This is a genomic window from Runella limosa DSM 17973 (genome assembly GCF_000482465.1).
Classification (GTDB): Bacteria; Bacteroidota; Bacteroidia; order Cytophagales; family Spirosomataceae; genus Runella; species Runella limosa.
In genome coordinates this window covers 71,089-87,777 of record NZ_KI519428.1, presented here as the reverse complement: position 1 = coordinate 87,777, position 16,689 = coordinate 71,089, and the positions used below count along the sequence as shown (strand labels likewise).

The following is a 16,689-nucleotide window of genomic DNA, read 5'->3' as shown; positions in this document are numbered from 1 at the left end:
ATGACACGTTAGAACAAATCGGACAGCAGTTGTCCGATTTGTTCTAACACATAACCCACTGAATTTAGCTGTTTTGCGAAGTACATAGATAATCACTTCGTGAAACGTATGAAAGCGAATCTCTACCCTTCTTTTCCGACCAAAAGCAACTACTTCTTTGTCATTTTTTGCTGCTGCTTTCTTGGTCTCTCGTTGGTTTTTACCCAACCCATTTTTGCCCAAATAACCATCACCGAAGACTTCGAGTATGGTGGAACCTCAGGCAACCTTACGGGGCAAAATGGTGGCACTGGCTTTGCCACAGCTTGGGCAAATGGCACCAATGCTTACACCAGTACGGGGCTTAGTTTTGGCGGATTATCCAGCCCAGGAGGGGCAATGACCGTCGCTAGTGGCCAATCTGCTTCTCGCAGTATTACTACGGGATTTTCTGCCTCTGGACCAATATCGGGCAGTTTTCTATTTAAGTTAAATTCTGCCCCTATACCAAGTTCGGTATTGATGCTCGGATTGGGAACAGCTGCATCTAGCAATAATCAAAATCATTACCTGGGCTTTATGCCCGCCAACGATGGTCAATCTGGCTTAGCTTCTTTAGGTATAAAGGGGACAGGGATACAAGGTATGACCAATGGAAACGCATTGAGTACCTCCACCACTTACCTGTATGCCTTCTCATACGATAACGGCTCTACTTCTGCATGGATACTAACCTTGGCCCAATACAATAACTTCTTTGACGGAACGACACTCAACCAAACGGCGATGAACGCTGCTAGCATCGGTTCAGCTTCGACCAATGTCACAGGTAAAGTCACCATCGCTACCTCTGCGTCCAATCTTGCGACGATGAATAATCTCTTTACCTACTTCTTCAGCAATGGTAGTTTGACCATCGATAGAATACGGCTTTCTGGAACAGCCGCCTTGGGCGGTTTAGGAAGTACAGCGGTCACATATACCTTCAACGGAACCACTGACATCAATTGGGCAACCGCTTCCAATTGGAGTGGAGGGGTCGTTCCTACCACAGCAACCCTCAATAGTGGCGAAGCCGTTGTCATAGCCTCCAATTGTACCATGTCGGGCGGGTCAATTTCCTTCCCTTCGGGCACTTCGTTTACGATTAATGCCTCCACTACTTTTACCATGAACGCTATGCCTACCATTACCATTCAATCGGGGGCAACGCTTAACATTGATGGTACTTTAGCAGCAGATAATGGTACTTTAAACAATGCGGGTACTATGACTACTGCCTCAACGGGAAACTTCTCAAATCTGAATGGCAGTTTTAACAATTCAGGAACGTTCAATCACAGTGGTACCAGTACCTCTACCTATGGCAGTTTTACAAACACGGGTACGATCAATAATTCGGGAACCTTGATCGCTGGTCAATATATCAATGTTCAAAACAATGGCACGTTTGTAAACAATAGTGGCGGTTCAGTTCAATTCAATGGCTTTATCAATGCGGCTAATAAAACTGTGACCAATAATGGGACAATGTCAGCAGGGCTCGACAATTCGGGGACGTTTACCAACAATAACACGTTTTCATTTAACTACCTGAATGTCACCAACAAATCAGGAGGCACAATAACCAACAGCCCAGGAGCAACCATGTCCCTCGGCCTATTACCTTTTAGTAACGCAGGTACGTTTAACAACGAAGGCGCTTTTTCAATGACCCAAGGAAGTGGATTAGCAAGCATAAGCAACACTGCTTCAGGGATAATCACCAACTCAGGTACCTTTACCGTAGGTTCTGCTGTCACGGCCACCAATTTGGGTACCATTACTACCCAAGCATCTGCAACGTTTACTAATAACGGCACCGTGACAGGTACGGGGACATTTAACAGCAACGGTACCTACAATGGCACGGGCACTTTTTCGAGTACGTTGTTTACCAATCCAGGCGGAGGAACGGTAGCCCCAGGTACCTCTCCAGGTTGCCTTACGTATTCAAATGGGTACACCAATAGCGGAACGCTCACGATTGAACTAGGAGGTACAACGGCCTGTACGCAGCACGACAAGCTCAACGTGACAGGGACAGCTACGCTTAATGGAACCCTCAACGTCTCACTCATAAATAGCTATACTGGAAGCAATGGTCATCAACTCACCATCATTAGTGCGACGTCTCTATCAGGTACGTTCTCAACGGTGAATCTGCCTAGTAATTGGTACATCAACTATAACTTACCTAGCGTTGGACAAGTGACGTTGTCATACAACTCTCCTCTTGTGGCAGGAGCAGCCCTTGACTTTGATGGAACCGACGATTACGTCAGTTTCCCGACGACAGGAATGACTTCAACGGCAGGGACGATTTCTTTTTGGATGAATGCAGCAACTTCTCAAACAGTAGGTGCACCAGTAATCGTTGAGCTTGGCACTGAAAACGTAGCTATTTTTCTTTATGATAATGGGACAAAAATATTTTTCCGAGCGGGCTGGACAGGCAATCAGTTTTCGGTACCTTTTTCAGGCTTAGACACTTGGAAGCACATTGCAATGACGTGGGAAGGCGACGGACAACTCATAAAAGGGTACGTGGACGGAGCACTTGTTGGCTCTTTTACGATGTCTGGTAATGCTAGTTTTGGTACGACAGGTTATTTAGGGAGAAGTTCGCTTTATAGCAATGGCAGTACCAACTTTAAAGGGGCTTTAGATGATATTCGATTCTATAACCGTGCGCTTTGCGCAGAAGAAATCAGTCAATTAAAAGGATGCGAAGTGGATGCCTTGTCTGCTAACTTGCAAGTGTATTTCAAGGGCAACCAAGGAGTAGCCGCGTCGAATAACACAAGCCTTACCACCCTTACCGACGACGCTACCCTCATCGGAGGCGCCAACGACGGTACTCTTTTTTCATTCTCCCTCAACGGCAGCAGTTCCAACTTCATCGGAGCGGGTGGGGTCGTTACTGGCACAAGTTGTCCTACGGTAGTCATGCCCGAAATCGACGTGCAGGGAGGTACGCCCTTGGTATCCATTTCTGATGGCACAACGTCAACCTCAACGACCAACAATACTGATTTTGGAGGGGCATTGGTCAACAGTCCTGTTGTTAAAACATTTACCATTAGTAATTCCACTGGTGTGAGCAACTTGGTCGTTAGCAGCATTGGAAAATCAGGTACTCACCAAAGCGAGTTTACGGTTGGTGGAGCCTCTTTCCCGTTGACCATCGCGACAGGTAATACAGCAACTTTTACAATTACGTTTGTCCCAACAGCGCTAGGGACGCGGACAGCGGCGATAGAAGTCAACAGCAATGACTGCGACGAGTCTTTGTATAATTTTGCGGTGACAGGCGTTGGCGCAAATGCTGGGGCTGCCCTTCACTTTGATGGCTCTAATGACCTTATTACAGCATCGGGCTTACTCCCAACCCCACCTACTCAGTTCACCGTCGAGTTTTGGCTAAAACCCGAATCATTAAGCGATTATAACCAAGAAATTTCGATTGGGAGTGCCTCTAGTGGGCACTGGAACGGCTTTACATTTCATTCCACGGCCAACGGCTCAGTGTATGTAGGTACTGATATAGCGAGCCGAATGACCCCCGCAGACATTCCTGCCAACACGGTTGTCCTTAATACCTGGCAGCACTTTGCGTATGTTTATAACAATGGGACGGGCTATTTTTATAAAAATGGCGTTTTGTTATATACCAAGGGCAACAGCGCCCCGCCTAGTTTTGATGTATTACGCATTGGCTCGGGCTGTTGCCTGCCAATTAAGGGAGCATTAGATGAATTGCGTATTTGGAACACAGCCCGTACTTGTGAACAAATTAATCAACAGCGTAATTGTGAATTGACGGGCACAGAAGCAAATCTAGTAGCTTATTACCCTTTCAATCAAGGACTTGCGAACAACGACAATAGCGGCACAACTACGCTAAACGATTTGGCCACAACGATTGGCGGAGCTAATAACGGTACTTTAACAGGCTTTGCTCTCACTGGAACTACTTCCAACTGGATTGCCTCTGGTGGGGTCATTTCAGGGACGAATTGCCCTGCGGTAGTCGCTCCCGAAATTAACGTACAGGGCGGCTCTCCTTTGGTTTCCATTTTGAACGGTAGTACATCCACCGCCACGGCCAATCATACTGATTTCGGCAGTGTGAACACCAGCAGCGCTTTGGGACGGACGTTTACCATTCAAAATACAGGCAATGATGTTTTGACCATTACTAACATTACGTCTAATAATGCTACGTTTGTGGTGAGCAATGTGCCCACAACGGTTGCAGCCAATAGCTCTGCTACGTTTACCCTGACCTTTACACCCACAGCCACAGGCGCCCAAAATGCTACCATTACGGTACTCAACAACGATTGCGACGAAGCCAATTATACGTTTAATATCTCTGGGACAGGAAGTTGCGTAGCACCGTCCTTCTCAGCTTGCCCTTCCAACCAAACAATGACAGTGGCATCAGGTAGCTGTACCGCCGATTATACCATAGCAGACCCGCTATCGGATAACTGTTCGGGAGCAACTTGGGGATATACGTTGAGCGGAGCAACTACAAGAACCATCAGCGGGATTGCCGATGGCACAAGTAGTGGGGCAATTAGCTTTAACATTGGTACTACCACAGTTACTTTAACAGGGACAGATGGTACCAATTCAGCCGTGGGCTGTACGTTCACAGTGACGGTAAATGCCCCTGAAATCAACATCAAAGGGAAAGATCAGGATATTCCCGATGGCACAACGGGTACGTCGGTATTGAATGATACAAATTTTGGCACTACTTCAGGAGCAGCCATTACGAGAACCTTTACCATTCAGAACACAGGAACCGCTCCGCTTGTGATTAGTGCCATCACGAGCAGCAATGCAAAATTCACAATAGGTAATCTGAGTTCGCCAAGTCCGCTTTCTTCTGGCATTTCTGTAACATTTACGGTTACTTTTTCCTCTAACTCAGCTACTACCCAAACCGCTATTATTTCGATTTTGAACAACGATTGTAACAAATCAACGTACGATTTTGAAGTATCCGCGACAAGTAGCTCGGTCAATGCCAATGCCCTACATTTTGACGGAAGTGATGATCTCATTGAAATTCCTATGCCAACCCCATTGTTTGGTACAAATTCAACCACCGTTGAGTTTTGGGCAAAAGGAGCACCTAATTTTTCATTTCCCATCAACTTTACTGGGGCTGGAACGACGTTAGTTTGGGGACCCACCCTGGCACTAGCTGTTTACGGGGACAATGCCTATGTCACGGATTATCACATCGAAGATTGCTGGCACCATTATGCTTTTACTTACAACGGGGCAACGAGCACAGTATATGCCTATGTGGATGGCCAACCGACACCTACGGCCAGCTTTCAAGGCAATTTCCCCACCGTTAGTACAGATATGTGGTTGGGTTCACGGGTAGGCGGTTATCCCTGGAATGGTACGATGGATGAGTTACGTATTTGGAATGTTCAACGAACGCAAGCGCAAATACAAGCCAATTTATTCAATGAGTTAGCAGGAAATGAAAGTGGCCTGGTGGCCTACTACAACTTCAACCAAGGTACGGCAGGCGGCGACAATACAGGCAACACCTCCCTTCTTGATGCACAAACCAATGGTACTGCTAGAACTGGAACCATGACGGGATTTGCGCTCAACGGAACAACTTCCAATTGGGTTGCTTCTGGTGGGTTGCAGCATTATCCCGAAATCGACATTCAAGGGAATACCACTTCGATTGTCGATGGAGACACCTCTCCTACTGACACGGATCATACAAGTTTTGGCGATGTATTTATTGGAAATTCGCTTGTGAGAACCTTTACTATCAAAAATACAGGAACCAAAGAATTGACCATCTCTTCCATCGGAAGTTCAAATTCTTTATTTACGGTGGGAAGTTTGAGTTCCGCCAGCCCATTAGCGGTAAACGCATCCGCTACTTTTACCGTTACCTTTACCCCCACTGCCGTTGGTGCTCAATCGGCAACCATCACGGTCAACAACGACGACTGCAACGAAGCAGTGTATGATTTCGCGGTTTCAGGCTTAAGCTCATGTGCAGCAACTGCTACCATCAGTCAAACCAATTCAGCCATTTGTGCGGGCAACAATGCCATTTTTACTCTGATGGGGACTAGCGGTGCCGTTGTTACTTACAACATCAACGATGGTTCTAATGCTACCACCACCCTCACGGGAGGAACCGCGACTATGACAATTTCGGGCGTTACTACAAACCAAACGCTCAAGTTGGTATCAGTCAATGACGGCGCTTGTACGCTGAACCTTTCAGCCTCGGCTACGGTCACGGTCAAAGCTCTTCCGACCATCAACGTACCTGCCACGGCGATTTGTATAGGTGAAAATCTTACGCTAATGCCCAATAATGGAGGGGTTTGGACCAGTAGCGATGAAAGCAAAGCCACCGTCACGAGTACTGGACAGGTAACGACGATTGCGAGCGGAAATGTAAAATTTATCTTTACCGAATCAGTAACAGGATGCAGCAGTACTACTCCTACTATCACTGTCAATGCCTTGCCTATTTTAGTAGCGGGGACGGCTACTTCTCCAACCACTTGCGCAGGGGCAAACGGAAAAATTTATTTTACTACTACCAATTTACCTGATGGCGATTACCTACTTACCTACACGGGTACGGGAAGTCCTAAAACAGTTAATATCGTAGCCAATGGGTTTACCCTAACTTCTTTACCTGCGGGCGAATACAGTAAGTTTTCCATTACTCGTTCAGGCTGTACAGGTTCGGACATAACTTCTAAAACCTTGACTGACCCCAATCCCCCAACAATTACCCTCGGCGCTATTCCTCCCATTTGTGCAGGGGCAACGTCATTTACGATTCCGTACACGGCAACTACTTTTTCGCCCGTTACTTATTCGGTTGCTGGCGCTGGAATTGTTGCAGAAACCAACCAAAATTTAACTCCTAGCCTTATTACGGTGCAGTTATCGGCTCCCGCATCAGGAACTTCGATAAGTTTTACTTTGGCCGTCAAAAACGGAAATCAATGCATTTCCCTACCGCTTATGGGTGCAGTTGTGGTTCGTCCACTCCCGACAGCTACCATTCAAGGTACTACAACGGTGTGCCTCAATGCACCTATGCCAACTATTCAATTTACGGGAACTGCGGCTACTTCTCCCTACACATTTTCTTTCAGACTAAATGGAAATGCTACCCAAAGTATCACGACCTCTAATGGTAATAGCGTCAGTCTCAATGCTGCGACCAACCAAGCAGGCGTGTTTACCTATACCTTAGAAAAGGTCAGCGATGCGTATGGTTGTAGTCAGCTTCAAAGCGGTTCGGCAACGGTTACGGTGTTAACCAAACCAACTTTTACCTTAACCACCCAACAAGTGACATTGAATGAAGGAAATTCACAAACCTTCTGCGATACAGATGCCAATCCTGTTAACAGTTTGCAGTTTAATGTTTCGGATTTGTGCGTGGCGGGAACTCCAGTGTGGCGCGTTCAAATAGGCAGCGGTCCGTGGAGTAGCTGGTCTCCCAATCCACCAGTTACCCAGTCATCCAATAACCAAATTCACCGCTACCAAGCGGCTTGCGATGCCAATTGTCCAGTAACTTATACCAGCCCAATTGAAGTGACCATTAATAGCCGAGCTTCGGTACCGCAAAATGCGTCATTGGCAGTAGATGGGGTTACAGTTGCAGTGGGCGAAACGAAAGAAGTGTGTAGTTTGGTTAATACAACGATTCTTTTCGCTGCCAACTGTGCCACGGATGAAATAATGCTCTATTCGGTGGATGGAGGCGATTATAGTGCAGGAGTGCCCGTAGGATTGGTGGACAATCAATACCATAATTATCGGGTGCGTTGCCGCAAATCGAACGCACTTCCATCGTGCATAGAATCTGAGTCAGGTGTGATGCGTTTAAAATTGGTCTTAATTCCGTCTGCCCCAACAGTCTCATTATCATCAACTGGAAGTTGTAACTCCACGGCAAGTTTCAGTGGGCAATCATCTTGTGGTAGTTTGAAAACAGTTTGGTACAATGCCACTACCCACATCGCCTTGCCAAGCCTGCCCGCCACTGTTCCTTTGGAAACTACCTCGTACTACGCCCGTTGTCAGACAGAAAATGGCTGCGTAAGTGAAAAAAGTAACGTGGTAACGTTTACGATAACACCTACTCATGTAGCTCCCATCGTGACCGTTTCTCAAGAATTAGTTTGCACTGGTACCACAGTGACCATTTCAGCCAATTGCCCTACAGGAAGTACCACCTTCTGGAACACAGGCATCACAACGCCAAGTTTTGAGGTATCATTCAGCAATGTCACCAAGCAAAGTTACTGGGCAAAATGTATCTTTGAAGGCGGTTGCCAAAGTGCAGAGAGCATTCGCAAAGACATTTACTGGAATGCTTTTGTCGTAACATTAATCAATATCGGCCAAACCAAATCAGCGGTAAAAACCAACGACCGTTCTGCTTGGTCGAGCCAATTCATCACCCGCGACGGCGGCCCTGAATTGAAGCAGAGTACGCAGCAAAATCCAACGCTTTATTATGTTGAGAATACCAATAAAATTGCGCCTCGTTATTGGACAATCAACGTAGATGCTTGCGCATTGGGCACAAATGGTTCACTAACGTTTGATATGTTGGCAACCCCAGAAATGGGCATCATCCGTTCATTTAATACCCACGAAAACAACGCCCCCTACTTTATGTACGCCAACCGTGATGGCTGGGCGGAGTTATACGCTCAAAACCATCCAGCCTACGGTTTTTTTGCGGACAATGGCAACGGAGGAAACAAATACGACGAAGGCTTACCGAAAGGTTTGTATAAGTTAAGCGTACGGTATTGGGATAAAAAAGGCTGGGGTAGTATTTATCCCGCCACGCGCCAAGCCCAGGGCAGTGTACTGGCTTACCAAGAATATTGGTTCCGTATTCAGTCCAAAGATGGCCTCGGAGTGGGCGCGGCGAGGAAAGAGTCGGCCCCTCGCACAACTGATGGTTTGGATAACGAACAACGGATAACTGATAATGGCGACTTCGCTTCAGTTTTGCCCAACCCCGTTACCAACACCCTTCGCCTCAAAGTACAAAAAAGCAAAGGACAGGTAGTTCAAACTACATTGAGAGATGCCTCGGGCCGACAAATTTTTAGTCATTCTTTTCAGCCTGAATCAAACACACATCAGGAAGAAATGGACGTTACGAATCTTCCCAATGGCCTTTATTTCTTAAACGTACAAACCGAAATGGAGCAAGTAACGTTGAAAGTGATTAAAATAAATTAAAAAACACACAAATAAGGAGGTAGCACCGAAGGCTACCTCCTGTTATCATAAAAAGTACTTCCTAAAACTACTCAGCGGTTGCGTCTTTCGTTTCGCTCACGGGCGCTACTACTTTCGCTTTTTCTTTTTTTGAAGATTTTTGCCCTTCTTTTTTGTTACCTTTTTCGGCTTTCTTAGCTTCTTTTGCCTTTTCTTTTTCTTCTTTCTTAGCTATTTTAGCAAGCTTCTTTGCCAATTTCTCAGCAGCTTTGCCCACAGCTTTTTTCACTTTTTTTGAGCTTGTTTCGTCGGTAAGTGCGGCGGTTATTTTCTCAATAATTGCACTTGCTTGGGCTTTCTTTTCAGATTTCATTGATGGTTTACTGATTTAAAAGGTTCAAATAAAAAAATCTACAAATACATAGCTATTTTTCGGTTAAAACAAAATTTTCAAGTTATGTTTATGTTAAGTTTCTACCGCGACAAAAAATACCATAACCGCCAAGTATTTCTTTTTTTTAGCGAAAATAACCATTTCTTAACGCCTTTCCTTAGCCTTTATGTACACTTTTGTCGTAGTATTGCTATCTGTTCCATTTTCATCACCAACTTTTCTATATGGATTCTAGAAGAGAATTTCTCAAAAAAGCCGCTCTACTCTCTAGCGGTGCAAGCCTATGGAGTGCCTTACCCCAATCTATCCAAAAAGCATTAGAAATTAATCCCCAACAGGGAAGTACTTACCTCGACGCCGAGCACATTGTCGTCTTGATGCAAGAAAACCGCTCATTCGACCACGCACTTGGTGCCCTCAGAGGGGTTCGGGGTTTTAATGACCCTCGGGCCATTCGCCAACCCAACAAAAACTTGGTTTGGTTGCAGTCTAACGCCAAAGGCGAAACCTACGCCCCTTTTCGCCTTGATATTAAAGATACCAAAGTGACTTGGATGAGCTCGCTCCCTCACTCTTGGGAAAATCAAGTGGACGCACGAAACAACGGAAAATACAACCGCTGGCTTGACGTCAAAAAATCGGGCAACAAAGCCTATGCCCACATGCCGCTCACGATGGGCTATTTTACCCGCGAAGACCTCCCATTTTATTATGCCATGGCCGATGCCTTCACGGTCTGTGACCACAATTTCTGTTCGTCATTGACAGGTACGACCCCCAATCGCCTATATCTTTGGTCGGGAACGATTCGGGATAAACCTAGCATTGAATCAAAGGCCAATGTTCGTAACTCAGATGTTGATTACGACGATTTAGCTCACTGGACGACTTTCCCTGAACGGTTAGAAGATAATGGCATTTCGTGGCGAATTTATCAAAACGAGTTGAGTATTTCGATGGGTTTCAACGGCGATCAAGATGCCTGGCTTTCTAACTTCACCGACAACCCCATTGAGTGGTTTTCTCAATATAACGTTCGTTTCTCAACTGGCTATCAAAAATTCCTTGCCAAACAGGTTATTGAATTACCCAAAGAAATTGCGGCGTTAGAACAAAAACTGCAAACGCTTCCTTCATCTGGTAAAGAAACTGAAACAGCACAAAAAACGCTCAAACAGAAAAAAGATGAACTAGAAATCGCCAAAAAAGACCGCGAGCTTTGGAGCAAAGAAAACTTTGAAAAACTTTCACAGCGCGCCAAAAATCTCCACCAAAAGGCGTTTACGACCAACATAAACGATTCTCACTATCACGAATTGGCTACTCACCGATACGAGGATGGCAGCGTCGAACGTGAAATGTCGGTTCCTAAGGGTGATACCCTTCACCAATTCAGAGAAGATGTAAACACAGGAAAATTGCCAACCGTTTCGTGGGTTGTTGCGCCCGAAAACTTCTCCGACCACCCTGGAGCGCCTTGGTATGGCGCTTGGTATATTTCGGAGGTAATGGATATTTTAACCAAAAACCCTGAGGTTTGGAAAAAAACCATTTTCATTGTTACGTATGATGAAAACGACGGTTATTTCGACCACGTTCCGCCTTTCGTAGCCCCCAAACCTGACTTGAGCGACGGGTTGGTTTCCAAAGGCATCGACCCGAGTGTTGAACACGTAACCATGGATCAAGAACGTAAACGCAAAGAATACAGTGCGCAAAACCCTGGCCGCGACGGAGCCATTGGGCTGGGCTACCGCGTTCCGATGCTGATTGCCTCCCCTTGGAGCCGTGGTGGGTTTGTCAACTCGCAGGTATTTGACCACACCTCTGTATTGCAGTTTATGGAACACTTCTTGAGCCATAAAACCAAGAAAGACATCAAAGAAACTAACATCAGCGCATGGCGACGTACGGTATGCGGGGATTTAACTTCGGTCTTTCGCCCATACAGCGGAGGAGAAATTCCTTTGCCCGAATCCGTTAAAAAAGACAGTTTTTATCAACTCGTACACAACGCCAAGTTCAAAAATCCACCTTCTAACTTTAAGGCCCTTTCAGCAGAAGAAATTGCCGCAGCCAACCAAAATCCTGCCGCTACTTCATGGATGCCGAAACAAGAAGAAGGTACGCGCCCCTCGTCAGCCATTCCGTATGAACTTTACGCCGACGCGGTACTCAGTGCCGATAAAAAATCGGTGTCTGTTCAGCTAAGTGCCCAAAATCGTGTGTTTGGGGCAAAATCAGCGGGTTCACCATTTCACGTTTATGCCCCACACAAATACCGCGCAAACGAAAGTGCTCCTTTTGAAGACTTAAAAGCTTGGTCGTACGCCGTAAGTTCAGGCGATTCACTAACGCCATCTTGGCCGCTTTCCAGTTTTGAAAACGATGCCTATCACCTTTGTGTGTATGGCCCTAACGGGTTTTTCCGCGAATTTAAGGGGCAAGCCAATAGCCCACAGTTGAGTGTAAAAGGGGTATATGAAACATCGAAGAGTTCAAAAAACCAACTTTCGGGCAATTTAACCCTACAATTCCGTAACGCAGAGTCTCAAAAAAGACTGCGCGTAGTGATTACGGACAATGCCTACAAAAACGCCCCTAAAACGGTGGTTGTTGAGGCTAAAAATGGGCAAGCATCGCTCGTACTCGACCTCAAGAAAAGCCACGGCTGGTACGATGTCAGCATCCGCGTAGAAGGTGCGGAGGGTTTTGAGCAACGTTTTGCGGGCCACGTCGAAACGGGCAAAGATTCTGTGAGCGACCCTGCAATGGCATAAAATTGATAGATAACAAAAAAGGGCAGCCATGAGCTGCCCTTTTTTGTTATTAGCGTGTGCGTCGGGGTGCTCACACCCCGACGCATCCTTCCTAGTTATTTTTTCTTTGCTTGCGCACGTTTTGCTTCAACTTGCTTTTTCGCTTCGTCTGCTTGTTTTTTGGCTTCATCAGCCGCTTTCATCGAGCGCTCAAGCATGTCAGAGAACTTCGATTTTTTCTTCTCACCTGACGCGATTTTGCGGCGGTTTTCTTCCAAAATCGAACGAATTTTATCATCATTCACAAAACGACGAATCACCTGCTGTTGTAAAATAGTCACTACGTTCGATACCAAGTAGTAAAAGCTCAAACCCGCAGGGAACGAGTTCATCACAAACATAAACATCACAGGCATAAAGTACGTCAGCATACGCATATCAGGCATCCCAGGCTGCTGCACTTGCGCAGGCGTTATCTGGTTGTTGTACCACGCATATACCAACTGAGAAATGGTCATCGCCAATGTAAAAATACTTACGTGAGCACCGTAGAACGGAATCGCAAACGGCAATTTGATGGGCGCATCGTAAGTAGAAAGGTCACTTGCCCACAAAAACGACTGCTGACGAAGTTCAATCAAGTTGGGAAACAAGAAGAACAACGACATCAAAATAGGCATCGTCGCCAACACAGGAATACAGCCACTCAACGGACTCACACCCACTTGTTGATACAACTTCATTTGTTCTTGCTGCATTTTGGCCGCGTCATCACCAACTTTTTCTTTGATAATAGCCAGTTCTGGCGCCAACATCCGCATTTTAGCCATACTTACATACGACTTATATACGAGTGGGGTCATCAATAATTTGACAATCAACACCAACACCACAATCAGCACGCCATAGTTAGAGAAAAACTTCTCCAAAAAGCTAAACATAGGCACAAAGAAGAACTTGTTGAGCGGTTTCAAAAACGCATACCCCAAGTCCACGTTGTCGCCAAAATCGGTAGCTGTACCAATATTCTTTACAATTTGGTAGTCGTTTGGTCCAAAGAAAAGCTGGAAGTTTCCTTTGCCAGCTTTCAAGTCGGCCGTTGAAAGGCTTCCTTCGCTTTGCATGGTTTTAATGTAGGTCGTGTCCGACTGGTTAACCAACGATTTTAAGGTTGCATTACTCAAACTCGACCCTTTCGTAATAAAAGCAGAAAGGAAATATTTGTTTTTGTGAGCAAACCACGAGACAGGTTGTTCTATTTTTTCTTCTACATTATCGCTTTGCCCACGCCCAATATCCGACAACTCTCCGTCAGCGTAGTAATTTGTCGTCACTACTTTGCGGTTTTCAGCCATGTCATTTTCTAGCTGTTTCAACTTATCTTGCCATACAAGGCGCGTAGGCTCGTTCTTCACAAGGCCATCTAATCCAACCAATTGCACATCATAATCAATCAAATACCCACTTCCCTGAATGGTGTAGGTTTGTTCGATGTACTGATTAGCTCCCAAAGGCAAACGGAAAGCTAATTTTGTTGATTTGCCCGTCGTGATTACTTGATTGCTTGCCTCCGTTGTAAAATACAAATCCGCCAAGTTGATTGTGCCTTTGTTGGTAGGGAGTTCGAGGTTAAACTTACTACTTTGCTCATCAATAAGGTACAAAGGAGCATTGGTGTAGGTTTTGAATTTTTTCAATAGTACTTCTTTGACATTCCCGCCTTTGGTGCTAAAAGTCAAGCGAACATCATCGGTTTCTACCACAATATCTTTTGCAGTACCGATGGCTGCACTGGCAAAATCGCCGTAGATGGCTTTGGCAGCTACCGAATCCAATTGACGAGGGGCAGGTGCAACAGCGGCCGTGGCACTAGACTTGGTTTGCGTCGCAGGATTCGTCTTGGGAGGCTCAGTTTGTGGTGCTAGGATTTGGTACCCTACTAGCATCATCATGATGAGGGCTAATCCAATGATTTGATTTCTCTCCATTTGTTTGGTTTATACGTTATTTATGACACGTTATTTGTTACACGTTATTCGTACTCAGCCGTTAGGAAACATTCTCATGATTAACGGTAAACTAATAACTGCTCTTGCTGTGGCAAAAGCGGGTGCAAAGTTAGTGAGTTTTCAAGAATTAGCACCTGTGAGAAGGATGAGCGGTCATTTTTTAGCGAAAAAATCACAATAGCGCCAAAAAAAATAACAAATACCAAAATTTTCTTGACAGAATCCCGTTTAAGAAGTATAATTGCGAGACTTTTCTGACAATACTACGGCTTATCTGATACACATTAACCCAAAAGCCGTCTCTCTTGTTCAGTTCCAGCTATCAATCCCTGTTTTTCCTGGTTTATCCTCTTGTTGTTAAATAACTAATAATAAACATTTCTCCGTGTAAAGGTTCTCTTTACCCTTCATTTTTATATGCTCAGCATTGATGATCTAAATCCCAAACTCCTAGCGGAGTTACGGGTAATTGCCGAAAAAAACGGTATCAAAGACCCTTCTAAGTTTTCAAAGAAAGAACTGATCGCTAAAATTTTAGAAAAACAGTCCTCTACTTCTGACACTCCCGCCGAAAAATCAAAATCTGCACAACCTTCAGGCAAACGTCCTCGAAAAGTTGCTGCGTCAGGCCCTGATGCTCCAACAGAAGATGCCGCCGCTGAAGGTGCTTCCTCAGAATCGGTGGAAGTAGTTTCTCAAAATACCATTGACTTTTTTCATCCTAGATCAAACGATTCGTTTGATAAACGTGGCAAACGTCAGCGTATTCATAAAAACGAGAAACCGTTTCCTGACAATTCACCTCAGGATACACCTCGCTTTTTTGATGAATCTACTCCCGAACCCACTGCAGCACCCGCCGAGGCGCCCGTACAGCCAGCAAGTGAGCAACCAGCAGCTGAGGAAGAATTTGCCGATATAAAAATCGAACTTCCTGAGGATGACTTTTTCGACACCTCATTTATTACCGAAAATTTTGAAGCAGAAGCCCCCGCAGAGGCAGAAGCCGCCGAACCACTTCCCGCTAAAACGGAAGAGCGCTCGCGTGACTATCGCCCTGATGAGTTCCAGAATAAAATCAAACGGCAGTATAACAACTACGTAAAAGAATTTGATGGACTTATCATCAACGAAGGGGTACTCGAAATCATGTCAGATGGTGGGTACGGCTTCTTACGTTCTGCCGATTATAATTATTTAGCTAGTCCCGACGATATTTATGTATCGCCGTCTCAAATAAAACTCTTTGGCTTAAAAACTGGCGATACCATTCGTGGCTCAGTACGCCCGCCCAAAGAAGGAGAAAAATACTTTGCCCTGCTTCGCGTCGAAACCGTCAACGGTAAAACAACCGAAGAAATTCGTGACCGTATTCCGTTTGAATACCTCACGCCATTGTTCCCGCAAGACCACATCAAACTCAGTGGCAAACCTGACAACTATTCTACGCGTATTCTTGACCTTTTCGCCCCCATTGGAAAAGGCCAACGTGGGATGATTGTAGCGCAACCCAAAACGGGTAAAACTGTATTACTCAAAGAAATTGCCAACGCCATTACGCGCAATCACCCTGAAATTTACCTTATCATTCTACTCATTGACGAACGCCCCGAAGAAGTTACCGACATGCAGCGCAGTGTTCGTGCCGAAGTGATTTCTTCCACTTTTGACGAGCAAGCCGACCGCCACGTAAAAGTAACGGGTATGGTGCTTGAAAAAGCAAAACGGATGGTAGAATGTGGCCACGATGTGGTGATACTTCTTGACTCTATCACGCGTTTGGCCCGTGCATACAACACCGTTACGCCTGCTTCGGGTAAAATCCTTTCGGGTGGGGTCGATGCCAATGCACTTCACAAACCTAAGCGCTTCTTTGGTGCTGCCCGTAACGTGGAAAATGGTGGCTCTTTGACCATCATCGCTACAGCCCTCATTGATACTGGTTCAAAAATGGACGAAGTTATCTTTGAAGAATTTAAAGGTACGGGTAACATGGAACTCCAACTCGACCGCCGTTTGGCCAACAAACGTATGTATCCAGCAGTCGATGTGAACGCCTCAGGTACACGACGTGAAGATTTGCTCCTCGACCGTGAAACCCTCCAGCGTATGTGGATTTTGCGCAAATACCTTTCTGATATGAATCCAAACGAGGCGATGGATTTCTTATTGGAACGCATGAAAGGAACACGTACCAACGAAGAATTCTTGATTTCGATGAACCGATAGAAAA

The 16,689-nt window shown here is 45.6% G+C and carries 5 protein-coding genes; 3 read left to right on the top strand and 2 right to left on the bottom strand.

The window, feature by feature from the left end:
* The first annotated feature begins 108 nt into the window (after positions 1-108).
* Entirely contained in the window at positions 109-9,315 is a 9,207-nt protein-coding gene (locus tag K339_RS0127840) for a choice-of-anchor D domain-containing protein (RefSeq protein ID WP_028526528.1), read from the top strand.
* A 67-nt stretch (positions 9,316-9,382) separates the two neighbouring features.
* On the opposite strand, the gene K339_RS35070 is transcribed toward K339_RS0127840, so the two are convergent.
* Complete coding sequence (locus K339_RS35070) at positions 9,383-9,583, bottom strand: hypothetical protein (protein ID WP_211243855.1); 201 nt, start codon at positions 9,581-9,583, stop codon at positions 9,383-9,385.
* Between the two features lie 329 nt (positions 9,584-9,912).
* Here K339_RS35070 and K339_RS0127830 point away from each other — a divergent pair, with 329 nt between their 5' ends.
* Complete coding sequence (locus K339_RS0127830) at positions 9,913-12,468, top strand: phosphocholine-specific phospholipase C (protein ID WP_028526527.1); 2,556 nt, start codon at positions 9,913-9,915, stop codon at positions 12,466-12,468.
* Between the two features lie 95 nt (positions 12,469-12,563).
* On the opposite strand, the gene yidC is transcribed toward K339_RS0127830, so the two are convergent.
* A complete protein-coding gene (yidC, locus tag K339_RS0127825) occupies positions 12,564-14,435 on the bottom strand; it encodes a membrane protein insertase YidC (RefSeq protein WP_028526526.1) in 1,872 nt (623 codons plus the stop codon).
* A 438-nt stretch (positions 14,436-14,873) separates the two neighbouring features.
* Here yidC and rho point away from each other — a divergent pair, with 438 nt between their 5' ends.
* Positions 14,874-16,685, top strand: coding sequence for a transcription termination factor Rho (rho, locus tag K339_RS0127815; protein ID WP_028526524.1), 1,812 nt, complete (start codon positions 14,874-14,876; stop codon positions 16,683-16,685).
* Positions 16,686-16,689: the final 4 nt, after the last annotated feature.

Coding starts and splice junctions, on each gene's coding strand:
- rho (WP_028526524.1), top strand. CDS start 14,874: ATGCTCAGCATTGATGATCTAAATCCCAAACTCCTAGCGGAGTTACGG.
- yidC (WP_028526526.1), bottom strand. CDS start 14,435: ATGGAGAGAAATCAAATCATTGGATTAGCCCTCATCATGATGATGCTA.
- K339_RS0127830 (WP_028526527.1), top strand. CDS start 9,913: ATGGATTCTAGAAGAGAATTTCTCAAAAAAGCCGCTCTACTCTCTAGC.
- K339_RS0127840 (WP_028526528.1), top strand. CDS start 109: ATGAAAGCGAATCTCTACCCTTCTTTTCCGACCAAAAGCAACTACTTC.